General features: G+C 41.7%; 17 protein-coding genes and 2 riboswitches. Of the genes, 14 read left to right on the forward strand and 3 right to left on the reverse strand.

Annotated elements, in window-relative coordinates; genetic code table 11:
* The first annotated feature begins 411 nt into the window (after window positions 1-411).
* Together BLR37_RS17210 and BLR37_RS17215 are read left to right on the forward strand one after the other, a co-directional pair.
* Entirely contained in the window at window positions 412-867 is a 456-nt protein-coding gene (locus BLR37_RS17210; RefSeq protein ID WP_090770716.1) for a hypothetical protein, read from the forward strand.
* A 24-nt stretch (window positions 868-891) separates the two neighbouring features.
* Entirely contained in the window at window positions 892-1,521 is a 630-nt protein-coding gene (locus BLR37_RS17215) for a class I SAM-dependent methyltransferase (RefSeq protein WP_090770718.1), read from the forward strand.
* An 810-nt stretch (window positions 1,522-2,331) separates the two neighbouring features.
* Here the strand turns inward: BLR37_RS17215 and BLR37_RS17220 are convergent.
* Entirely contained in the window at window positions 2,332-3,879 is a 1,548-nt protein-coding gene (locus BLR37_RS17220) for a sulfatase family protein (RefSeq protein ID WP_090770720.1), read from the reverse strand.
* 256 nt (window positions 3,880-4,135) lie between these two features.
* Between BLR37_RS17220 and BLR37_RS17225 the strand changes: the two genes are divergently transcribed.
* The 11 genes from BLR37_RS17225 (at window position 4,136) to BLR37_RS17275 (ending at window position 20,177) form a co-directional block, all read left to right on the forward strand.
* The gene (locus tag BLR37_RS17225; protein WP_039470685.1) at window positions 4,136-4,726 is read left to right on the forward strand and encodes an RNA polymerase sigma factor; all 591 of its coding nucleotides are present in this window, start codon (window positions 4,136-4,138) and stop codon (window positions 4,724-4,726) included.
* Window positions 4,727-4,829: 103 nt separating this feature from the next.
* Entirely contained in the window at window positions 4,830-5,978 is a 1,149-nt protein-coding gene (locus BLR37_RS17230) for a FecR family protein (RefSeq protein WP_143009611.1), read from the forward strand.
* 269 nt (window positions 5,979-6,247) lie between these two features.
* Window positions 6,248-9,688 carry a TonB-dependent receptor gene (locus BLR37_RS17235; RefSeq protein ID WP_090771035.1) on the forward strand — a complete coding sequence of 1,147 codons (3,441 nt, stop codon included), beginning with the start codon at window positions 6,248-6,250 and terminating at the stop codon, window positions 9,686-9,688.
* A gap of 40 nt (window positions 9,689-9,728) precedes the next feature.
* Window positions 9,729-11,162 carry a RagB/SusD family nutrient uptake outer membrane protein gene (locus BLR37_RS17240; protein ID WP_090770724.1) on the forward strand — a complete coding sequence of 478 codons (1,434 nt, stop codon included), beginning with the start codon at window positions 9,729-9,731 and terminating at the stop codon, window positions 11,160-11,162.
* Between the two features lie 47 nt (window positions 11,163-11,209).
* Window positions 11,210-12,409, forward strand: coding sequence for a TlpA disulfide reductase family protein (locus BLR37_RS17245; RefSeq protein WP_090770726.1), 1,200 nt, complete (start codon window positions 11,210-11,212; stop codon window positions 12,407-12,409).
* A gap of 29 nt (window positions 12,410-12,438) precedes the next feature.
* Window positions 12,439-13,515, forward strand: coding sequence for a TlpA disulfide reductase family protein (locus BLR37_RS17250; protein WP_244154686.1), 1,077 nt, complete (start codon window positions 12,439-12,441; stop codon window positions 13,513-13,515).
* A 3-nt stretch (window positions 13,516-13,518) separates the two neighbouring features.
* Window positions 13,519-14,601 (forward strand): TlpA disulfide reductase family protein, encoded by a 1,083-nt coding sequence (locus BLR37_RS17255; RefSeq protein WP_090770730.1) that lies wholly within the window; start codon window positions 13,519-13,521, stop codon window positions 14,599-14,601.
* A gap of 546 nt (window positions 14,602-15,147) precedes the next feature.
* A complete protein-coding gene (locus BLR37_RS17260; protein WP_090770732.1) occupies window positions 15,148-16,269 on the forward strand; it encodes a glycoside hydrolase family 88/105 protein in 1,122 nt (373 codons plus the stop codon).
* A gap of 344 nt (window positions 16,270-16,613) precedes the next feature.
* Entirely contained in the window at window positions 16,614-17,900 is a 1,287-nt protein-coding gene (gene kynU, locus BLR37_RS17265; RefSeq protein ID WP_090770734.1) for a kynureninase, read from the forward strand.
* A gap of 37 nt (window positions 17,901-17,937) precedes the next feature.
* Complete coding sequence (locus BLR37_RS17270; RefSeq protein WP_090770736.1) at window positions 17,938-18,906, forward strand: tryptophan 2,3-dioxygenase family protein; 969 nt, start codon at window positions 17,938-17,940, stop codon at window positions 18,904-18,906.
* A gap of 227 nt (window positions 18,907-19,133) precedes the next feature.
* On the forward strand, window positions 19,134-20,177 hold the full coding sequence (locus tag BLR37_RS17275; RefSeq protein WP_090771036.1) for an alpha/beta fold hydrolase: 1,044 nt from the start codon (window positions 19,134-19,136) through the stop codon (window positions 20,175-20,177).
* Window positions 20,178-20,180: 3 nt separating this feature from the next.
* Here BLR37_RS17275 and BLR37_RS17280 read toward each other — a convergent pair whose 3' ends face one another.
* Together BLR37_RS17280 and BLR37_RS17285 are read right to left on the reverse strand one after the other, a co-directional pair.
* On the reverse strand, window positions 20,181-20,774 hold the full coding sequence (locus BLR37_RS17280) for a TetR/AcrR family transcriptional regulator (protein ID WP_090770738.1): 594 nt from the start codon (window positions 20,772-20,774) through the stop codon (window positions 20,181-20,183).
* A 16-nt stretch (window positions 20,775-20,790) separates the two neighbouring features.
* A complete protein-coding gene (locus BLR37_RS17285; RefSeq protein WP_090770740.1) occupies window positions 20,791-22,380 on the reverse strand; it encodes an ABC-F family ATP-binding cassette domain-containing protein in 1,590 nt (529 codons plus the stop codon).
* A gap of 573 nt (window positions 22,381-22,953) precedes the next feature.
* Window positions 22,954-23,059, forward strand: a riboswitch (SAM riboswitch).
* A 32-nt stretch (window positions 23,060-23,091) separates the two neighbouring features.
* Window positions 23,092-23,201: riboswitch (SAM riboswitch) on the forward strand.
* A 176-nt stretch (window positions 23,202-23,377) separates the two neighbouring features.
* Here BLR37_RS17285 and BLR37_RS17290 point away from each other — a divergent pair.
* On the forward strand, window positions 23,378-24,697 hold the full coding sequence (locus tag BLR37_RS17290) for a peroxiredoxin family protein (protein WP_090771038.1): 1,320 nt from the start codon (window positions 23,378-23,380) through the stop codon (window positions 24,695-24,697).
* Window positions 24,698-24,702: the final 5 nt, after the last annotated feature.

Consider the following 24,702-nt stretch of genomic DNA (forward strand, 5'->3'; position numbering starts at 1 on the left):
ATCAGATTTTCTTTGTACAGTATTTCTTAACCAAGTTTTTATTTAAAGCTAATTCAAAGCCATAGGTTCGAAAAGACAAGCCTCAGCTAAGCTTTGGGTCGTGAGACGATTTTGAACGCGTTTAAGCACTTTTTTAAGGTGTTTTGGATAGATTCTTTGGTTGGCTGAAATTTAAGAGGATCAGCATCCCTTAAAAGAGATAGCCTGGAAGGCTTAGTATCAAGAAGAAATTTGAAAACCGTCGGCCTATATTTGTTCAGAGGGAAAGGAACTTTTATGCCAAAGCCCGGCAATCAAATTGGCGGCCAGTTTGGTCCGAAACGGAGGGGTCACTTTTGCCGAAATACGCACAATATTAACAGACATTAAACAACAGCTATTTAAAAACACATTCAATAAAAAATCACGCTTATGAACTTTAAAACAAACGCTTATTTTTTCTTTTTGATCGTCTTTACACTTTGCTTCGGTAGCTGTAAAAAAGAGATCTTGCCAAGTCCTGATTCCAAAGGATTTGTTTACTTTAAAAATGTTAAATCTTTAAAATTGATAAAAGAGGTTGTCCAGCATAACTGGAAAATCCATTATGGTTATGGCGGACTTACAGGAAAGACGCGTTTCGACATGCCAAACTCAAGTTTCCGGTTTCTTTCAGAAAACACAATTCAATTTGTCAATAACGGAATAGAAAATTCTCCAAGTAAGATAACATGGGAAAGGAAAGAGACTGTTTTTAGCTCAGAAAAACAGTGGCAAATGGTTATGGCGAACGGGCCTGCCTGGATACCGGAATCCATACACAATGACACACTTATTATGGTCCCAAATACAGTTGAACCTATCGGTTATTCAATGACAAAAAACTAGTAAAAATCAAGATTTTAAACGCTCATGAAATATCTAATTACGTTAACTATTCTTCTCTCCTTTTTTAACAGGGATGTTTTTGCACAGAGGCCTTTTCTAAAAAAGAAACAAAAAACGGCTTCGTACTGCACCAATATTTTAGATGCCTGGTGCGGGACAGGCAGAAACCTGGTCTACTTTTTAAACAGTGGTTATCATGTTTTTGGCGTAGATAAAAACGAGGAATCAATATCCCAGCTTAAGAAAACTACCGCACGCTACCCACTGATCAATCCCGAAGAAAACTTCCACGTAACGGCAGTAGAAAACCTGCCATTCGAAAACGAAAAATTCGACCTGGTCATCTCCAGCGCGGTACTCCACTTTGCCGAAAACCTCACGCATTTCGAGCTCATGCTCGACTCCATGTGGCGCGTACTCAAAAAGGGAGGCTATTTCTTCTGCCGGCTTGCCTCCGAAATCGGTATAGAATCCTCCGTACACTTCATCGGAAACGGCCGCTACATCCTGCCAGACGGATCAGAACGCTTCCTGGTCAATCAGGAAATGCTCTTGCGCCTCACCAAACGGCTTGGCGGGGAACTTCACGAACCCATCAAAGCCACCAACGTACAAAACCTCAGGGCCATGACCACCTGGTGCGTAAGGAAATAAACTAACATCAAAAACAAAATCAGTTGGAACTATCGTGAAATAACATCATGGATAATTCGGCAAACACAAATACTAAAAAAACACGGGAAAACAAGCCGTTGAGTCCTCGAACCAACCAATTATTCATTTTATCAAGCCCCACTGTAAGCATAGTGTGAAATAGCCGAATCCCACCAAAGCACCGCCATCCCGACTAAAATAAACCTGGTAGCAGCGGGATATAGCGGATGACAGGACTGCCATAACCCAAGAACCACCGGAACATGCTTTCAAAAAAAACAGGTGAACAAACTACTGTATTATCCTAACCCATCAGGCAGCCCCGGTAAAAATCCAAACCTCCCTACACCCCTTAAAAAAAAATATATTCACCCACCTTTGGGTCAACCTTTAAAGATATTGAACCCTTGTCTGTAATAAAGGTTACTTTTATTTTCCGCTTGATCCTAATTAAACAAGGCTTCTTAATGGACTTATTTTCTTAATGGTAGGCTCATTTTTTCATCATTAAGGAGTTCTCTTTGTTAAGGAAATTCATTTACTCGCTAAAGCAAATAGTTAAATGATTGAATTTTGAACGACAGAATATTTTAGCAGGGGCTTTATCCACTTCACCAAGTTATAAATATCAAGTAAACTTGCTTAATGTGCTTAATTCATTAATGATTAGCTTGATTTTTTTTCATTGAGTTAAGACAATTAAGGTTACTTATTCAATTTTTCGAACCTCACTTATTAAGCTAAGTTGTAAAAAAGAATATCATCCTTTTTCGGGGATGACATTCTTTTAGATATTTTCATTTTATAGCCTTATTGTGCACTTGCAGTAATAGGTGTAGCGAGAATTTTTTCGGCTTCGGTGTCTTCGTATTTCTCAATTTGCTTTTTCAGTTGCCCCATCAAATCAGCTGTAAGCTTTTCATAGCCTTTCTTACCAAAGACATTGGTGTTTTCTTTCGGATCAGTTTGCAAATCATATAGTTCCCAGGTATTTACGCGGGTGTAAAATCGGATAAGCTTATATCTTTTGGTTTTAATGCCAAAGTGTGGTGATACTGCATGTTCGCCATTTTCGTAATAGTGGTAATAAATGGCATCGCGACCTTTTGCATTTTTACCGTTAAGCAAAGGTAAAAACGATTCGCCCTGAATATCTTTCGGAATGCTAACGCCGGCAGCATCGAGCACTGTAGGAGCAATATCCATGTTTAATACAAAATCGTTCGATTTGGTGCCAGGTTTAATCACACCGGGGTAACGCATTACCATTGGCGTTCTGAACGATTCTTCGTAAATCCAGCGCTTATCAAACCAGCCATGCTCCCCCAGGTAAAAGCCCTGATCTGAAAGGTAAATTACAATGGTATTTTTAGCCAGGTCGTGTTTATCCAGGTAATCCAGCGCTCGACCAATGTTCCTATCGAGAGAGGCTGCAGTACTCAGGTAATCGCGCATGTAATGCTGATATTTCCATTCGGTTAAGGCTTTGCCAGATAAGTTTCGGGCTTTTAAATCAGCATCAATGGGTTTGTAGTAGGCATCAAATTTAGCCCGTTGGTCAGCATTCATTCGGTCTACCGATGGTTCACGTCCATTCTTGCTGTACGATAACATTTTCAGGTCGTAGCCCATTTGCATGGTTTTACTAATACTCATGTCCTGAATTTTAGCGGCCTCGCGGTTCGCGTAATCATCGTAAAAGTTGGCCGGTAGCGGAAAATTAACCTTATCATACATACCCATGTCGCAGGTATCCGGAATCCAGGTGCGGTGTGTAGCTTTATGGCCAATTACTAAACAGAATGGTTTGTTCTGATCTCTGCCATCTAAATATTTTTCTACCTGATCTTCGATCACATTACTGGCGTAACCGGTTATATGCTCTGTTTTCCCATCCATGGTGATAAAATCGGGATTATAGTATTGCCCTTGCCCCGGTAAAATTTTATAAAAGTCGAAACCCTGTGGCGTGCTTTCCAGGTGCCATTTACCAATCCATCCGGTTTGATAGCCTGCCGCCTGCAGGTTTTTTACAAATTCATTCTGGCTGCCATCAAATTTATAATTCGTATTATCCTTGAATCCATTTTTATGGCTGTATTTGCCGGTTAGTATTACTGCCCTGCTGGGGCCACAAATCGAATTGGTTACATAAGCCTTGTTAAAAATGGCACCTTCTTTCACTATTCTATCGATATTAGGTGTTTTGGCTATTTTAGCCCCATAAGCACCTATTGCCTGGTAAGCATGATCGTCGGATATAATAATTAAAATGTTGGGTTTTTGCTGGGCCAAAGCAGTATTTAGCTGAAAGGCCATAAAGCAAAGCATACAAGCAATGCGGGTAATTTTCTTCATTTTATTGGTTAGTAGAGATTTTGGTTTAATGGTTAAAGTTAATAATGAACGAAGCTATTCATGCCAGCTATCCAAATTAATACACGATTAATCGCTTTACTCAATCATGAGCAGGGCATAAGTTTAGGATATATGGCTTTCAACTAAGAAATAAGGACAAATCCCTTTACAATTTTTCTTCAGATTATCGGCAGAAACAGTCACTTTTTTATTATTATTGAATGTTTTATTAAATTTAGAATACAAAATCCCGCGAATGTCTGTCTCCCCACTTTTAAACGAAAAGGAATTGTTAATCAACATAACGAGAGGCGACAGGCATGCATTTACGAGCCTTTTTAATCATTATCAAAATTTTGTTTTCAGCTTTGCCAGGCGCATTACCCATTCAGAAGACCTTGCCTTAGAAATTGTTCAGGATGTTTTTTTAAATGTTTGGAATACCAGAGAGCGTTTAGGGGAAATTGAAAGTTTTGGAGCCTATTTAAATAGGCTGGTGCGCAACCGTGCATTTAATGTACTGCGCGATCTTTCTAAAAAAGCTAACCTCAGTTTAGATTTAGCACACGCAGAAGAGGAGTCAGAAGTATCAACACTCGAGCAGCTCGATTACCGTGAAACTTTAAAGATAGTAGATCAGGCCATTTCCGGACTTTCTCCGCAACAACAACTGGCTTATCAGCTTTGTCATCAGCAAGGATTAAAATATGAGGAAGCAGGCAAACAAATGGGTATTTCTCCTCAAACCGTTCATGTACACATGCGGCTGGCACTGAAGAAAATAAGAGAGCATCTGAAGAAAAATGCCATTGCTTTTCCACTGCTGGTAATGGTGTTGATGAAATAATCTTACTGATATTCAGTTGTTTGTAAAATAATTTCTTTTTGATATACCCCGGCCCGGCGCGATTGGTGTCAATGTGTTTAAATACGAAAGTAAAATTAACGCTATGGCAATCCAGACAACAAGGCTTAAAGAATTATTGCAGCTGCACTTATCGGCAAAGGCAACAAAACTTGATGAAATGGAACTATGGGATTTTGTAGATGATCCCAGTTATGAACAGGAAATAGATACCCTGCTGGGAGAGCTTATTCAAAATCAGGTTGATGAGCATCAGTTAACGGAGAGCCAAAGTACCCGGATCCTGGAACAGATATTTAGCCATGGCGACAGCAAAACTAGTCTGCGGAAATTATGGATCAATATAGCCATAGCAGCTACGCTAACTGTTATTGTTGGTTTGGGGATTTTAATTTACAGCCTGAGTACAGCCCCTGCGGTAGATTTTACGCAGGATATATCAGCCGGAAAAAACGGGGCAACACTTACGCTGGCCGGTGGGAAAAAGATATACATTAACGATATGACTTCGGGAAAGACCGATGATGTTTCCGGATTAGTGATCGTAAAACATCAGGATGGCGAAATTATCTGTCAAACTACAGGCAAGCCGGGCGGGCAAATAGCTTACAACCGTTTGGCCACCTCCAATGGCGAGAAGATTAAAGTGATTTTACCAGACAGCTCAGTGGTTTTAATGAATGCAGCTTCTTCCATTATTTATCCTTCAACATTTGCAGGGATGAAAAACAGGTCGGTTGAACTATCTGGAGAGGCCTATTTTGAAATTACTAAAGATAAAACTCATCCGTTTATCGTTAAAACAGCAGGGCAGGAAATTAGGGTATTGGGTACGCATTTTAATGTAAACGACTATAATCAAACCGCAGGAACCAGAACAACCTTACTGGAAGGAAGCGTTAAGATTAATAACAGTTATTTGCTGAAACCGGGTGAGCTGGCCATTAACAAAGCAGGATCTGTTAAAATACTTGAAGCAGATCTGGAGAGTGAAATGGCCTGGGTTAAAAATGAGTTTTATTTTCGGGCCGAACCACTCGAAAATGTGATGATCATTATTGCACGCTGGTATAACGTAGAAGTGAACTATCAGGATGAAGAGATTAAGCATATTCCGCTCATAGGCCGCATTTCCAGAACAAAATCCTTAGCGGCAGTTTTGGAACGCCTGGCAGAAGCCGGACATCTCAGATTTAAAATCGAAGACAGAAAAGTAACCGTTCTGCCTAATTAATAACCAATAAATCATATCAACTAAAAACCAAACTAACTAAAATGAAAAGAAATCTACGACAGCAGAGTTAACGGAAAAACAAGGCTTTAATGAAGGATAATGGTGCTGCGAACACCACTATCCGTGAGTTTGAGCCCTTCCCGAAATCGGGAATCAGAAATATTTAGCAACAGTTTCCAATCAACTCAAACCTAAACAAAAGTATGCAAATTTATGCTTTTAACCTAGGCATGGCCCGGCTGCGGCTGCCTAATAAAATCCTATTGACTATGAAATTGGTCATCCTTATCCTCACAGCCACTTTATTACAGGTTTCGGCGGCTTCTTTTGGCCAAAAAGTAACCTTAAATGAAAAAAATGCCTCTCTCGAATCTATCATTACCAAAATCAGAACCCAAACAGGATATGACTTTGTGTTCGACTTCCGATTGCTCGAATCGGCGGGAAAAGTGAATGTGAATGTTAAAGATCAGGACCTGAATGAAGTATTGAAAAAGGTATTCGACCAACAATTCGATTATACCATTAAAGACAAAATTATTGTCTTAAACAAAAAATCAACCTCTATACTGGATCGCATTAAAGAGGTGTTTGCAAACACCGATATGCACGGCAGGGTAGTAGATGAAGATGGAAGGCCCATTCCGGGGGTAACCGTTAGGGAAAAAGGTAATTTAAAAAATACCGTGAGTACCAATGCACAAGGTTTTTTTACCATTGATGTACCTGCAAATGCCACACTGATTTTTTCCTATGTTGGCTATAGCACCAAAGAACAGCCGGTAAGCGCAAATATGGTGGTGAATTTGCAGCTTCGGGAGAATAAACTTCAGGAAACTGTGGTGGTGGGCTATGGTACAGCACGCAGAAAAGATTTAACCGGATCAGTATCATCGGTAGATATGAAAGAAGTACGCAATGTACCTTTTGCCACGATAGACCAGGCGCTTACCGGAAAGGCTGCTGGTGTGCAGGTTGTGCAGGCTGATGGTTCTCCTGGTGGGGTAGCCAAGATCAGGATCAGGGGCGGAACTTCGCTCATGGGTGGTAACGATCCGCTTTACATTATTGACGGGGTACAGGTGCAGGTGCAAAACCGTTACCAGGCAGGAGCGGCAGACATTGTGAGTCCTGTAGAAAGAGGTGGTAATGATGATCCTAATTTTACTGTTGCGGGCTCTTTTGCCCGTGGTTTAAACAGTTTAGGAGGGCTTAATATCAACGATATTGAGACGATCGATATCCTAAAAGATGCATCTGCCACAGCTATTTACGGCTCTCGTGCTGCCAATGGGGTGGTAATTATTACCACTAAAAAAGGAAAATCCAATCAGAAACCAGTACTCGAAGCCAATTATTATAGCGGTTTATCCATGCCTGAAAAGGAAAAGGTATTAAACAGAGACCAATATATTGCCGTGGTAAAGGAAGCTGCAAAAAACCTGAATGATGCCCGTGCGGCGGCAGTACCTGTTCTTGCACCTAACGCCCTGGCTACGCAGATACTCAACGATCCGAACTATTTTGGTACGGCCAATACCGACTGGATGGATTTGGTGTTGCGCAATGCGTTTACCTATAATGCCGATGTTTCGGTAAGGGGTGGCGGAACGGGATCTACCTACTACAGTTCTGTTACCTACAATAAAAACCAGGGTACGGTAATTGGAACAGATTATTCGCGGGTAGCCGGAAAAATAAGTCTGGATAATGAAATCAGTAAGAAGTTACGTTTTAATACCAACCTCGATTATGGTTTCATGACCAATAACATTACCAACGGAATTTACACCCAGGCCATGTTTGCACCTCCAACGGTCGAACCTTTCAATGCAGATGGCAGTGTTAAAGTTATCGATCCCGCTACTTTGGGGGCTTACGCTTATGAGGGCTTTCAAAATCCGCTCGTATTAACCAAAGGCGTTAACCGTTCTAACGCAATCTTTCTGATCGGAAGCATTGCCGGCGAATATGATATCCTGAAAGATTTAAAATTCAGAAGTTCGGTAGCCATAAACTACAACAACTACCGCCAAACCAATTATATCCCCAGTACCGCATCTATAGCCACTTCAAACGGATCGGGCAGCTCTAACAATGGTACTGCAACACAATCACAATCGCAGCAAACCAATACGTTTTTTGAAAATACCCTTACTTATAACAAGGATTTTAACGAAAATAACAGGTTAAATGTAGTATTCGGTACTTCGTGGCAGATTACCAAATCAAATGCTTTTTCGGCAAGTGGTCAGGGCTTTCCTGATGATACCTATTTGAACAACTTGTCGTCGGCTGCGGTAACCCTTCCGGCTACCGGCACATCAGATCAGAATTCGTTGCTGAGTTTTTACATGCGTGCGGCATACAACCTTTATGATAAGTATCTTTTTACCTTTACCGGCCGATCGGATGCATCTTCTAAGTTTCCTGAAGCCAACCGGGTAGGTTATTTCCCCTCAGGCGGATTGGGCTGGAGAATTTCTAAAGAAAACTTTCTGAAAAATGTAAAATGGATCGACGAAATTAAATTACGTGCAAGTGCAGGTTATACCGGAACGCAAAACATTGGCGATAATTTATTTTATACCCTTTATTCGCCGGTTTCTTATGCCGGACTCAACGGCCTTTCGCCCAGTCAGCTGGGCAATCCCCGCTTAAAATGGGAATCTACGTTACAACGTGATGCCGGAATTGACTTCTCTTTTTTCAACGGCAGGTTTCGTGGTGGATTCGGTTATTATGAAAAGCGTACCAAAGATGTGCTCTTCCCGATTACCGTGGCGGCAAGTTCGGGTTATACAGGTGTAACCGCTAATATTGCCAATATCCGCAACCGCGGACTGGAACTCGAACTAAGCGGAGATTTTATCCGAAATAAAAACTTTCAGTGGTCCGGAACATTAAATATCTCAGGTAACCGCTCTAAAGTATTGGCCTTATCCAATGATGTTTCCGATCCCAATAATCCGCAGGTTTATCAATACGGCAATACCGTGTTAAAAGTTGGCGAGCCTATTGGTTTGCTTTACGGCAGGGTATTCGATAAAATTTTAAGTACCCAGGCAGAGGTAAATGCCTACAAAAATGGTAACCTGCTTGCCATGTTTGGCAGTTATCCTTATCTGGGCATTGGCGATGCCAGCTATATTCTGGAAGATATTGGAGGCGGTTACCGCTATTTCAAAGATGATATTATTGGCCGTGCCGAACCCAAATACTATGGCGGTTATACCAACAGGTTAAGCTATAAAGCATTTAGTTTAACGGCACTGGCTACTTTCTCTTACGGTGGCGACATTTATTACCTGGCCGATGTGCAAAATCAGGATATGGGTAAAAGAACCAATAAGGGCGTGGCTATCCTCGGCCGCTGGACACCGGATAACCCCAATGCCACGAGGCCCCGTTTAATACAGGGCCAAAGCTCTTATGCCTATGCAGCCAGTAATAATGTGTACGATGCCTCTTTCATTAAATTAAAATCGGTAACCTTTGCTTATCAGTTGCCTAAGCAACTTACCGACAGATTAAAGATTAATGGCTTGTCTGCCTATGTTTCAGCTACCAATTTATTCACCATTACCAACTATCCGGGGGTAGATCCCGAAACCAGCAACGACCCTTACAGTTTAATTGGCGGGTACAGCGATTCTGGCGGATATCCCTATGTAAGGCAGTTTAGTGTTGGCGTAAGAATAGGCTTATAATCAGATCAACCAGGTATTTACTAATATCAAAACAATAAACATGAAAACATTATATAAACTATTGCTGTTGGGTTCGGTGCTTACGGTGCTCTATAGCTGTGGAAAAGAGCTGGGGGCATTGCCTAAAAATGCCAAGGTCGAAGAAAATACCATTCTTGATCAGGCAACGGCTCAAATTGCCTTAAATGGTGCATATTACAACTTTGCCAATGCCACTACCACAAGGGCTAACTGGCAGCAACACCAGCTCCTGCCTGCAACATTAGCCGGCTATCTGGGGTACGGATACGGACAGCTTCCGCAGGAAGATAATCAAAACACAAGCGTATCGGGTGTTTACTGGGAAGAATCGTATAAAGCTCTTAATGCTGCCAATGGAGTAATTAAAGGGGTGAATGCCCGGGCCGATAATGCCTTTACAGCTAACCGTAAAAAGGAAATACTGGCCGAAGCTAAGTTTATCCGGGCTTATGCTCATTTCAAACTGCTAAGCTATTATGCCGAGTGGTATAAGATTAACAGTACCCAGGGGGTATTGCTTCGCGATGAGCTTTCTACCTTAAGCAATATCACCAAAAAACGAAGCACAGTAAAAGAAAGTTTTGATTTTATCTTAGCCGATCTTGATGAATCTATTGCTAACGGACCGGTAAACAATCCAAGCTATTACGCTACAAAATGGGCTGCAATGGCATTGAAGATGCGGGTGCTGATTAACCGCGGAGCCGCCGGCGATTATGTCGAAGTAATCAAGCTTGCCGATAATATCCTTCAAAATAGTCCGTATGTATTGGAAAGCAGCCAGCAGAACCTTTTCCGTACCGCTGCGCTTGCCAGTAAAGAAGTAATTTTAGGCATTAAACCGCAGGCACTCCAGGCGGCCGACCCTTACAGCAAAAGCAGGCAGTACTGGCCCGGTGCTTCTTCCCTTTATGTAGCCAAAAGCAAGTTAAGAGATTTATATGCAGGTGATCCCCGCCAGGGCTGGGTAATTGGCATCGCCAATCCCTCAACTTCGGCACCCAATACCTATTATTTTACCAAATATCAGGTGGTAGGGGGCACGCCATCTGTAACAAGTGAAACCGATTACGCCTTCCGTTTAACAGAAGTTTACCTGCTCAAAGCAGAAGCCATTGTACGCGCTGGCGGAAGTTTGGAAGATGCCAAAACACTGGTTCACCTTATTCAGGAAAAAGCTGGTTTAACAGTGGCGAATGCTCCTTATCTGGCCGTTACCACTGCTGCAAGCTCTGCTGCGCTTCTGGAAGAAATTTATAAAGAAATTTCGAGAAGCCTTGTGGCAGAAGACGGAAGTGAATGGATGGCTTTACTTCGGTTGCCTTTCGAAACGGTGAAAATTTACAAACCCAGTATTTCGAGCCAGATTCAATACATTTTACCTGTTCCACTCAACGAATTCCGCTACAATCCGGAGTTTGGCGAACAAAATACAGGCTACGCAGCTAATTAATTGATTTAACCACAGGCCAGCATAAACCGGCTGATAAAAAATATAACATGAAAAAATATCTGATAACATTCACCTTGCTCATTACGGTATGGGCTACCCGGGCACAGGAAGCAGGGTTTACGCTACAGGGCAAGATAAAAGGAATTACTACGGGGAAAATTAAGCTTTCATACAGGATTAATGATGAGCAGTTTGTGCAGGATAGTGCTGCGGTTCAAAACGGAACTTTTGCATTTAAAGGAGTTTTAACAGAACCTGTTGAAGCCTACATTTCCAGCGACAAAGCCGGCAGGGATTTCGATGATCCCAACCGGGGTATGTTTTTCCTCTCCCCTGGAAATTTAACTATTGAACTTAATGCAGGCCACTTCAGTGCATTAAAAGTAACAGGTTCGGCAACACAGGATGAATCGACAGCGCTGAAAAAACAAAAAAAGGATCAGATCGATCAAATGAACGTACTTTCTGCTGCATATAACAACGCTAACCTGGCTTACATTAATGCCAAAAAAGCAGGAAAAACAGAAGAAGAACTTGAAGCCCTTAAAGAAATAGCCACCCAGGCCAAAGACCGGATGGATCCGGTTAGGGAAGAGATGGACAAGGTAGACATGTCTTTTATTAAAACGCATCCAGATTCTTATCTCACCGCATATTTATTGCGTTGGAAAGTAAGTGGCATGCCGCTTAACGAGGGCAAGGCCATTTATACCAGACTTTCTGACCGGATTAAAAATAGTGAAAACGGAAAAGAGATTGCAAAAGAGATCAAAAGCCTTGAAGGTGGTTCGCCAGGTAGCGTGGCATCGGTTTTTGCGGTGAACGATATCAATGGGCAGCCGATTAGCCTGGCCGATTTTAAAGGTAAAAAATATGTGCTGCTCGATTTCTGGGCGAGCTGGTGTGTGCCTTGTCGCAAGGGCAATCCTCATTTAATTGGTCTCTATAATAAATACAAAGATAAAGGCTTGGAAATCATTGGTGTATCAGACGATGACAGTAATCTTGCAGCCTGGAAAAAAGCTGTAGATCAGGATAAGATAGGTATCTGGAAACATGTATTGCGCGGTTTAAAACGAACACAAACGGGTTACGATAAATCAGCCGACATTAGCGAACCTTATGCAATCCATACGCTTCCTACTAAAATTTTAATCGATAAAAACGGAGTGATCATTGGCAGGTATGGCGGTGGCGGCGAAGGCGATGAAGCCATGGATAAAAAGCTGGCAGAAATATTTAACTAATCAATCAATAAAATAAGAAAATGAAATCAATGAAAACTGTATTAACAGGCTGCATGCTGTTGGCGGCGGCTACAGCCTTTGCTCAGAACGCTCAGGTAAAAGGCAATATAAAAGGTTTGGGCAATGTAGAAGTTAAACTCTACTATTATGAAGGTGCCGAACAAAAAACCGGTACGATTAAAACCACCGATGGTAAATTTGAGTGGACGGGTAAAATGCCTGAAGCCCAGAAAGTAACGCTCATGTTTCCTAATCGCGCGGCCTGGGTTTACCTCGAACCCGGTAATATTTCGATAACCGGAACGGCAGATTCGCTGCACTTGCTTAAAGTTTCGGGTTCCAAAACACAAAAAGAAGCCGATGATTTTGAAGCCACTCAGGAACCTTTAAACAAACAGTTAATGCCTTTATATGCGGTTTATGGCAAAGGAACCGATGAAGAAAAACTGGCACGTGAAGAAAAGATTTCTGCAATAAGAAATGAAATGCGCCAAATGGAAAATAAATACATTGCTACACATCCCGAAAGTGCATTCAGTACCAGTTTGGTAACCGAACGTGCCGGTATGGGTAACTACAAAGATATTCAGGCAATTTACGATCTGCTTGGCCAGAAAGCAAAGGCTAGTGCATCAGGTAAAAGGCTTGAAGAACGGTTAGCGGTTTTAAAACGCAGCAGCATTGGCGAGCAGATGCTCAATTTTACACAGAACGATGTAAACGGAAGTCCGGTAAACTTTGCAGCTTTTAAAGGAAAATACGTTCTGGTCGATTTTTGGGCAAGCTGGTGTGGCCCTTGCCGTGCAGAAAATCCCAATGTGTTAAAGGCCTACAACACCTATAAAGACAAAAACTTTACCGTAGTAGGGATTTCTCTCGACGATAAAGGCGAAAACTGGAAAAAGGCCATCAAAGATGACAATATGCCCTGGACCCAGCTTTCTGATTTAAAAGGCTGGAAAAATGAGGTTTCGCAGTACTATGGCATCAATGGTATTCCAAGCACTTTACTTGTCGATCCGCAGGGAAAAATTATTGCAAAAGACTTGCGTGGCGAACTGTTGAACAAGAAACTGAGGGAATTATTCGAAGAAAAATCAAAATAAAACATGAGCAAAAAGTTTTTATATGGTATTCTGCTAATGGCCTTGCCGGCCATTGCAGGTGCACAAGCCGTAGATTATTCGATTAACGGCCAGGTAAAAGGTTTAAAGAATGGCGAAGTTGAGCTTAGCAGTTACGATATCAGAACCCGGGTCTCGCAACAATTGGGTACTGCCAAAATCACCAATGGAAAATTTACTGCAAAAGGCCACCTGGCCGGTGCCCAGATGGTTTCGTTAAATCTCAAACCAGGCAACTGGGGCACACAGTTCTTTATTAATGGTGGTACAATTAATGTGCAGATAGATACTACCGGTGCACAACATTACGATTATACCAAATATGGCATGCAGAAAGGGGCAAGTCTTAAGGCGGTAAAAGTAACTGGCTCTGCCGGGCAAACAGATTTTGAACGATACCAAAAGGCAGGTGCAGGTACTGATAGGGAAGCGGTCGCTGCAAAACAACTTGCTTTTATTAAACAGTACATCGGGCAAAAGCCATCGTCGGTTGCAGGACCATACATGCTAAACCAGTATTATTTATTCAACACTGATTTACCTTTGGCAGATTTTGAAAGCATGCTGGCCAGGTTTGAGGGGCCGGCAAAACAATCTGTTTATTTTAGTAACCTGCAACAGGAAGTAGACGAGATTAAGGCCGTTTTACCTGGGCAACTGGCCGAAGATTTTACGCTTTTAAAGCCCGACAGCAGTAAATTTACGCTTTCCTCGCTCAGAGGTAAATATGTGCTGCTCGATTTTTGGGCCAGCTGGTGCAAACCTTGCCGTGAAGCCATTCCGCACTGGAAAGAAGTTTACGCCAGGTACAAATACAAAGGCTTTGAAATAGTAGGAGTTACCAACGATAACAAGTGGGATCTCTGGAAAAAGGCAATGGACCAGGAAAAGATGGATTGGATTCAGGTAGCTGATGAGTTTCCGGTAAAAAATATGCCCGCCAGAATTGTAACTAAATATAAATCGCGCACAATTCCGCTGTATGTGTTATTGGATAAGGAAGGGAAAATTCTGGTTAAAACCGATAATAAAGCCGAAATCGATCAAAAACTGAACACGCTTTTATAGCTTGTTGCATTAAGCATGCTGGTTTACCACCAGATTACGATGGAGGTAAACCAGCTGTTCATCTTTATTAACGCACTCATTCTTCCGCTTGTGAAATAAGTTACTGTCTCCAAATAAAATCTGCTAATGGCAGGCATATCTTCCTTTACTACAACTAATCTATTACGGACCTTTACCGTATTTTAATCGCAGAATTGCGGATCAGCTCCGAAGTTAATCCGAAGGAACTCCGAATAAACTCCGAAAGAATAGGCCAAAAAGAGCCATTTCCATTTACAATTACTTTACTCAGATTGTGTTTTGGTAGCAGTACAATCTGAGTTTACCTGAGCATCAGAAAAAATAAAACAGTCGCTGGTAATTTAGAACTATATAGCATTTAATGCTTGTTTAATGGTGTTTGTTTCAGTAAATAACATAATTGTTGTTACACAAACGTTTGTGCAGGATTTGTTAATTGGGCTAATTAAATTACTTCATATTTTAGAAGAAATATACTCAATACTTAGTCTAAAATAACAACCCAAACCAGTACAAATCAATATTATGCGTAAAATTTTATTCCTGTTACTTTTTAGTTATACTATTTCTGTTCAGGCCCAATGGTTAAGAGCTGATAGCATTTTTGCCCGGATGAAAAGTGTAGCCGACTGGCAATGGAGAACTTTAGAAAAAGACGGCTGGAAAAATCCCAGAAAAGACTGGACCTCTGGCGCCATGTATACCGGGATGATGGCCTTTGCAGGGCTGAATAAAACCGATGTTTACTACCAGAAACTCATTCAGGTTGGCGAAGATAATAAATGGCAAATAGGCCGCCACCGCCATTTTGCCGACGATTACTGTGTTGGGCAACTCTATTCGCAGCTGTATAGCATTTACAAGCGACCAGAATACATTACTGATTTTAAAAGTTTAGCCGATTCAGTAGTGATTTTACCGCATACCGAATCGCTGGAGTGGAAAAAGAACATTCAGTTGAGGGAATGGGCCTGGTGCGATGCTTTATTTATGGGGCCTCCGGCTTTGGCCTATTTGAGCCAGGCCACAGGCGATGCAAAATATCTGGATAAAGCTTCCGAACTGTGGTGGAAGTCAACTGCTTATTTGTACGATAAGAAAGAGCATTTGTTCTATCGCGATAGCCGCTATTTCGATAAAAGAGAAAAGAATGGAGCTAAAGTATTTTGGGCACGTGGAAATGGCTGGGTAATTGCCGGATTGGTGAGGGTGCTTGCCAACATGCCGCAAAACCACCCGGATTATAAGCGTTTTGTAAAGCTATATAAAGACATGTCGCGCCGCTTGGCAAAGCTGCAACAAGAAGATGGCACCTGGCATGCCAGTTTGTTAGACCCCGAAAGCTACCCAAGTAAAGAAACCAGCGGAACAGGTTTTATTACTTATGCTATAGCCTGGGGGGTAAACAATGATCTGTTACCTTTAACCAAATATGAAAGCACATTAAATAAAGCCTGGGCTGCACTCAGTACCTCAGTGCACGATGATGGCAAACTGGGTTATGTACAGGCGCAGGGCGCTGCACCAGATAAAGTGGGGTATGACGATACTGATGTGTATGGTGTAGGTGCCTTTCTGTTAGCCGGAACAGAACTTTTTAAACTGAAAATAAGCCAGGGAAGCCAACTTAGGCTTAAAATAGATTAGTAACCATTACCAGTTCTGCCAGGTTTCCCTGATCATTAAAGGTGATTAGATTTCTTAATCAATATTCTAATAGCATCAAGCCGGGATAAATGTATTATACATTTATCCCGGCTTTTTTTTGCTTTCCTGTTTTTGAATATTTGCTACAATAATTTTTTTGCGCTACATTAGCTCCCGTATTTATGGTAAATATTCTTAAAAATATCATCAATAGACCTTCTTAATTCAGGCAACGCCTGAAAAACTGCCCTATGTGCAGTTTATTTTAATTATTTTTATTTCAACACGTGCTGCCGGTAGTTTTTGTGCTATCGTTCAGTTTCATTATACGTAATTTTAAAAACATGATTTTTGAAAATAGTTTGGCATTTGCCCAAAGTATGGATAAGCAGGATCCCTTAAGCCATTTGCGCGATGAGTTTTTCTTTCCGCAACAGAATGGAGCGCCCTTTATTTACTTATGCGGAAATTCTCTTGGGCTTCAGCCTAAAACAGCAAAAAAATATATCGATCAGCAACTTTATAACTGGCAAAACCTGGCTGTAGAGGGTTGGTTTGAAGGCGATACCCCATGGATGTTTTTTCATAAAGCCCTCAAAGCGCTCATGGCACCTATTGTGGGAGCGAGTAGTCAGGAAGTTTCGCCAATGAACACCTTAACCGTTAACCTGCACTTGCTGATGGTGAGCTTTTACAAGCCAAAAGCCCAAAGGTTTAAAATTATTATGGAAGCCGGTGCCTTTCCATCCGATCAGTACGCTATTGAAAGCCAGGTGCGTTTTCACGGTTACGATCCCGACGAGGCCATTATCGAAGTGAGTCCAAGAGCTGGCGAATACACGTTAAGAACAGCTGATATTTTAGCTAAGATTGCCGAACATGGCGATGAAATTGCCCTCGTACTGTTTGGCGGAATCAATTACTTTACCGGCCAATGGTACGATATGCCGGCCATTACCAAAGCCGGCCATGAGGTTGGTGCTGTAGTGGGCTTTGATTTAGCACATGCTGCGGGTAATGTGCCTTTGCAATTACATGATTGGGAAGTAGATTTTGCCTGCTGGTGCTCTTACAAATATCAAAATTCTGGTCCGGGTGGTATTAGCGGTATTTTTGTGCACGAAAAGCATTTTACCGATACCAGTTTAGATCGTTTTGCCGGATGGTGGGGCTATCAGGAACAAGAAAGGTTTAAAATGACCAAAGGTTTTGTGCCCGAGGTGGGCGCCGATGGCTGGCAGGTAAGCTGTACACAGGTGATCCCGATGGCGCTCTACTATGCCTCATTGCAGATTTTTGAAAAAGCAGGGTTTATTGCGCCGCTGAGGGAAAAAAGCAAGCAATTAACCGCATACCTGAGTTATATCATTAAAGAAATAAACGGTATACTGGGCGAAGAACAATACCAGATTATTACCCCCGAAACAGAGGACGATCGTGGTGCACAGTTATCTATCATTGCCAAACATCAGCCAAAGGTAATATTCAAGGCCTTAATGGATCACAATATCCTTGGCGACTGGCGCGAACCCAATGTAATCAGGTTAAGTCCGGTTCCGCTTTACAATAGTTTTGAAGACGTTTTTAAAACAGGCTCTGTGTTATTAAATATAAGCAAAACGCTGATCTGATTTTACCAACACCATTATTGATCAAAAAAACGAAATTATGGAACTGACTCCTGAAATTACCGACCGCCTGCTTAAACTGGAAGAAAAATATACTGCAATGGGCCAGGATATGGGCTCTTATCTGGATGGCTTGCTTTATGCCGATTTTTTAACCTATTGGGATTATATCCATCTGGATACACTTTTAAGCCTGCAAAACCCTAAAACACCTTTTCCTGATGAGGAAATCTTCATCATGTACCATCAGATTACGGAGTTGTACTTTAAATTAACCCTACACGAATGCAGGCAAATTGCCGAACATACTGAGCTTACCGCTGCATTTTTTACCACCAGGGTTAAAAGGATCAACGCTTATTTTAATGCCTTAACCACTTCGTTTGAAGTAATGGTTGATGGCATGGATAAAGAACAATTCCTGAAATTCAGGATGTCGCTGCTACCGGCCAGTGGTTTTCAGTCTGGCCAATACCGTATGATCGAGATTTGCGCAACCGATTTTAACCGCCTTGTTGATAAGAGCAAGCGTGCAGAACTAGCCAATGCAAGTATCGAAGCTCAGTTCGAACACATTTACTGGAAGTTTGGTGCTACCGAACTGGCTTCTGGCAAGCAGACCCTAACCTTAAAGCAGTTTATTAAAAAATACGCCGGACAGTTTTTGCAACTGGCTAAAGAAAGGGGCGAAACCAATTTCTCGGCCTTATATTTGCAATTGCAGGCCAAAGGCGAAGATGTATCAGCACTGGCTGAAGAATTGAGAAAGCTGGATTTATATGTAAACGTAGAGTGGCCACTTTCACATTACAAATCGGCGGTACGCTACCTGGAAAAAGATCCGGTTGATGTAGCAGCTACAGGTGGAACCAACTGGCAGAAATATCTGCCTCCGCGTTTCCAAAAAAGAATTTTCTATCCCTATTTGTGGACAGAAGAGCAGATGGAAGAGTGGGGTAAAGGCTGGGTGCTGGAAGTGTTAAAAAGCCAGCGAAGAGAAAAGTCTTAATCCTACTTAAGAAATATTCATAAACATTATACCAATGGTCTGTCTCACTACAGACCATTTTTATTTTAAAAAAAGTCTTAACCGGCAATTCCACTGCCGCTTTACCCCGCTAACTGCCCAAGTCAGCTGGTAATATGTCCGGTTCACTTTTTTATGGCCGTTTTTTACCTGCTATGCCACTAGTTTTGGGTCTGCAATTAATAAATCAACCCTTAAAAACAATAAACATGAAAAAATTATCAATCCAACAACGTGCAGGTAAATTGGCCAGAACAGCTATGTATATTTTAGGACTTCAGTTAATTGGTTTTGGCTCGGCACAGGCTGCGCAAAACAATTTAACCGACAGCAACACCCTGGCCGAAAAACCATTGGCAGCAACAAAACATATTAAAGCCGGCGTACTGGATGTAGGTTATGCCGAAGCTGGTCCGGTTAACGGAGAAGCTGTGATCCTTCTTCATGGCTGGCCATATGATATCGACAGTTATACCGAAGTAACACATATTCTTACTGCAAAAGGCTATCATGTATTCGTTCCATACTTAAGGGGCTATGGTACCACCCGGTTTCTTTCTGCTGCTACGCCCCGCAACGGACAGCAATCGGCAGTTGCCGTTGATATTGTAGCCTTTATGGATGCCCTGAAAATTAAAAAAGCCATTTTGGGTGGCTATGACTGGGGTGCACGCACAGCAGATATCGTCGCAGCGCTATGGCCTGAACGGGTTAAAGGATTGGTGTCAGTAAGTGGTTATTTAATTGGTAGTCAGGCAGGAAATGTGGCTCCGCTGCCACCAAAAGCAGAGTTGGCCTGGTGGTATCAGTTCTATTTTGCAACAGACCGTGGTGCAGCAGGTTATGCAGCCAATACCAAAGCCTTTAACAAACAAATCTGGCAGCTGGCCTCTCCAAAATGGAATTTTAGCGATGCCACTTACGAACAATCGGCCAAAGGTTTTGATAACCCTGACAATGTACAGGTAGTGATTGACAATTACCGCTGGAGATTAGGCTTAAGCAAAGGAGAAGCCAAATATGATGCATTTGAAGCAAAACTGGCTACTGCACCAGCCATATCGGTACCAACAGTAACCTTAGAGGGCGATGCTAACGGCGCGCCACATCCAGACCCTTCACAATATGCCAATAAATTTACCGGTAAATATGTGCACCATACCATTACCGGAGGCATTGGGCACGTATTACCTCAGGAAGCCCCACAGGCTTTTGCAGATGCCATCATTGAGGTTACAAGTATGGCGAAATAGTTATCATTTGCCATTAAAAATCAGCTCCATAATCATCGCTTTCCTAGCTGTAATCAATTCATTAAAAGCACCATCAGCAAGCTGAAACAACTGTTTGTACAATGGAGCCATAATCAGCGGATAAGATAATAACGAAAAGAGGTTCATCAGGAATTGAGAGGGAGGCATTGCTTTAAGATTGCCCGAATCCATTTCCTGTTGTACTTCGTTTAAAAAGCTTTTAACAGGTTCTGAATCTATATTGCCTACCAGCTGTTTCCCCACTGTGTTGATTTCAGTAACCATAAAAGTTTCCTGATAGGGGAAAGCCATCATATCCTTTAAAAATACTTCAATCAGAAATTCTACCTTTTGTTTGAAAGGTTTAGCCGATACCATACATTGGTTGAGGCGTTCGCTCAAACCTTGCATCGCTTCCTGAAAAACAGCTGCAATTAGTAAATCCCTCGATCGGAAATAGTAATGTAGCGAAGTACGGTTTACACCTGCAGCATCGGCAATTTCCTGTGTTGTGGCATGCAGTTTACCTTCGGCAAAAATGAGTCTTTTTGCTGTATCTTTAATCAGTTGTTCCGTTCCGGTATTTTTAAGTGGCATGTTATTGTTTATTCTTCTAACTTAAATTTAGGTGGCTGTTGATCCCAATTTCGCTGATAAAATAGGCATCGTGCGAGATTACCAGCAATGTTCCTTCATAGTTTTTAATGGCTGCGGTAAGTACTTCCAGGCTCTTCAAATCAAGATTGTTGGTCGGTTCGTCTAAAATAAGCAGATCAGGTTTCAGATTACTTACCGAAAGGCAACAGAGTGCAAGCTTCATTTTTTCGCCACCACTCAATCCTGCACATTTCCGGTCGAAAGCGGCTGCATCAAACTGAGAATGTACGAGTAATGCCCTGATTTCGTGCTCCTGAAGTCCGATAGAATTGTACTCCTGTATCTGTTCGTAAATGCTTAAATCAGCTTTAATCATGGCATAATCCTGATCGAGGTAAAGATAGGAAAAATCGCTGGAGCTGTAGTTCCCCTGCATGGGTTGCAGCTCACCTGTTACTACTTTGAGTAAAGTGCTTTTGCCCGAACCATTTGCACCTTCAACCTGCATCCGCTCTCCGGATCGTAGCTGAAAACTGATCGTTTGTTGCAACAAGGGCAGGGTATATCCAAAGTTGATCGCCTGGGCATCAATCAGTAATTTGCCATGGTGCATTTCGGAAGCTGTAATATTAATTTTTAATACCTGATACTGCTGAATTTGCGACCGTGTTTCCTGCATGTGTTCTTGCAAGCCTGTTATCTTTTCGTTTTGTGCATCAAGCACTTTAGCTGTACTGCGTTCCGATTTGCTCTTTAATCCACCTGCAATAATACGCGGAAGCGAGTTGCTTTGTCCGGCACTTTTACCACGCTGCTCTTGTTTTTGGCGCTGATATGCTACATCCCGGGCTTTCTTTTCAGTTTGTTTAAGTGTTTTGGCCTGTTCGTTAAGCTGTGCATGCAAAGCATTAACTTTTTCCAGTTTTTGTTGCTGATAGAACTCAAAATTGCCACCATAAACTTCAATACCCTTTTTGCTCAATTCGAGCGTTTTGTTCATCAGGTTAAGCAGGGCTCTGTCGTGACTAACCACCAGAATGGTTGCCTTGCTCTGCTCAATAAGCTGGTACAGTTTGCTGCGGGTTTGCGTATCCAGGTGGTTGGAAGGTTCATCCAGTAAAATCAGTTCGGGCTGGTGCAGGTCTATACTGGCCAAGAAAATCTTTGTTTTCTGCCCGCCGCTTAAACCACCAAGTAACTGATCGGTTGACAAATGTTCAAGTCCCCATTTTTTGAGCGCCTGACTTACTTTCTGCTCAATTTCCCAATCATCATCCAGATCGGTAAAATGTTGCGGATCAGGATCGCCAGCCAAAATAGCTTGCAGCGCTTTCAGTTTTTGGTCAATCCCAAGGGCTCGGCCAACAGTGTACCGATCGTATTCGCCTAAATGCTGTGGAATGTACCAGGGTTTTTCCGGAGTAATAATTTCGCCCGAACCAGGTTGCATAGCACCAGCAAGCATTTTAAGCAGGGTTGATTTGCCCACGCCATTAATACCAACTAATGCTGCTTTATCGCCACTGGCAATGTTCAACGAAAGGTTATTGAAAAGCTGTTCGTTATCGGGATGTGTATAAGAAAGGGATCGGATAATTAAACTCATAGCGGCTAAACATTAAGCAGATAAAATATTTATGACTGCAAAGATATTATTCTTTTTTGTTTAACAAAAATGTTAAAATAAAAAAATATAAAAAGTATTTAGTGAAATTGCCTGATAATGAATCTGTAATATCTTGTGCTATTTGCAAATGCGATGAATTTACCAGTGTGCTTTGCGAAGAAAAGAGTAGGAGGAACTAAGTTTTTGAAAGGTAAATTAGGGGAGACCCCTATTATTTTTAATAAAGTATACTAAAATGGTCGACTTTTTTCTATATTTGGCCAGTCACCAGGATCGCTTTGTGGTCAGTCGGGTGAATTTCAACAATTCAAAAAAAAATAACATCCTGGTTGTGCAATATGCGGCGCTTTATGTAATGGTGGAAAATTCATTTAGTCCACATGGCGTACAATCCAGGGTGTTATTTTAAAGCTTTCACAAGATACGACTAAGCCCTCATTACAGTCTGATTATCACAGAAAAAATAAATACTATAAAATCTATAGATTTAATTGGTTTTTAATATTTTTTGTTTTACCTTTACAGCATCTAGTAATTCCACCAATAGTAGATAATTTATACAGAAGAAGGGAGAGGGAGCCTCGTTAATCTTCTAGCAACTTTTCAGCAATGAAATAAGTGCTTTACTCATTCCGGAGGTATTCCGGAAAAATAAATTTACTGCATCTAATAATTCCACCACTAGTAGATGATTTATACAGAAGAAGGGAGAGGGAGCCTCATTGATCTTCTAGCAACTTTTCAGCAATGAAATAAGTGCTTTACTCATTCGCCTCAATTTTTGTGGTGAAAAATAAATTAACTAAGATATGAAAACACTTAAACTACAAAATTCCCGCTGCTGCAAATAGCATTTGCAGTTACAAACATGCTTTCCATTTTTTAATTAAGCGGCTGGTAATTTACCGGTCAGGGGAATGGTATGTCTGCTGCACAGGGTTTTAGAAACAGGAATACTAAACTAAAAACCATAAACATGAACTTTAAAAACTATCTACCCGCACTTAAAGGCCTAACTTTGGGGCTGTTCATCAGTAGTTCGGCTTTTTCGGCAACCGTTAATCCGCCTGCGGCTTTTATAAAAGAAGGCATCTGGCGTGGTGTGTTCACGGTAAGCGAATCGGCTGTTCCTTTCAATTTCGAATTCAAGGGCAAAGATCCCGAGCATGCTGTTTTTACCTTGCTTAATGGCTCTCGCCGTGATGATTTTCATGTGCAACGACTTGGCAAAGATTCGATTTTCGTAAAAATGAATACCTACGATGCTGCCCTGGTTGCTAAAATAGAACCCAATGGTACGCTAAGTGGCGAGTACCGGAGTCTTGTTCCTGGTTTCAGGGGTAATGCTCTACCATTTACTGCCGAGCCAGGTAAGACTTATCGTTTTTTTGAGCCCGGTAAAGATGTAAAACCTGCTGCCGATTTATCGGGCAAATGGGAACTAAAACTGTACAGCAAAGAGGCTGTGCCGGCATCAATTGCGGTGTTAAAACAAAACGGAAATAAGCTTACTGGTGTAATTATGACAGTTGTGGGTGATAGCCGTGAAATTGAAGGCACCATTCAGGGAAATGAATTTGCCTTATCGGGTTTTACCGGCCCAAGCCCTTTTATCATTAAAGGAAAGGTAAACGAAGATGGCACGCTTTCAGGCGATCAGGGTTTTGGGATCTACAAAAACATCAAGTTCGATGCCACTAAAAATACCGACGCCAACCTGCCCGATCCCTATAAATTAACCTTTTTGAAAGAAGGCTATAAAAAGCTCGATTTTACCTTTCCTGATCTTAAGGGTAAACCGGTTTCACTAAGTGATGATAAGTACAAAGGCAAAGTGGTAATTGTCGAAATTATTGGTACCTGGTGCCCTAACTGTACTGATCAGACTGTTTTTCTTTCGCCCTGGTTTAACAAAAACCAAAAACGCGGTGTAGAAGCCATTGCCATTGGTTTTGAACAAAAAGACAGTCTGGCTTATGCCCAATACACGCTCGGAAAGCTGAGAGATAAATACGATATCAAATACGACATCTTATTTGGTGGCCTTGCCGATAAAAAACTGGTATCGCAGAAATTACCTGCACTGAACAAATTTATTGCTTTTCCAACTACCATCATTATCGATAGAAAAGGAGAGGTACGCGAAATTTACACGGGTTATACTGGCACAGTAACCGGCAAATACTACGACGATTATGAGAAGAAATTTAACCGCGTGCTCGACGAACTGATTGCTGAACCAGCATCTGAAACTGCAGCTATAAATAACCAGAATGAATCATTAAAAGGAAAATAATCATT

Origin of the sequence: Pedobacter soli (assembly GCF_900101435.1) — a bacterium.
Lineage (GTDB): Bacteria > Bacteroidota > Bacteroidia > Sphingobacteriales > Sphingobacteriaceae > Pedobacter > Pedobacter soli.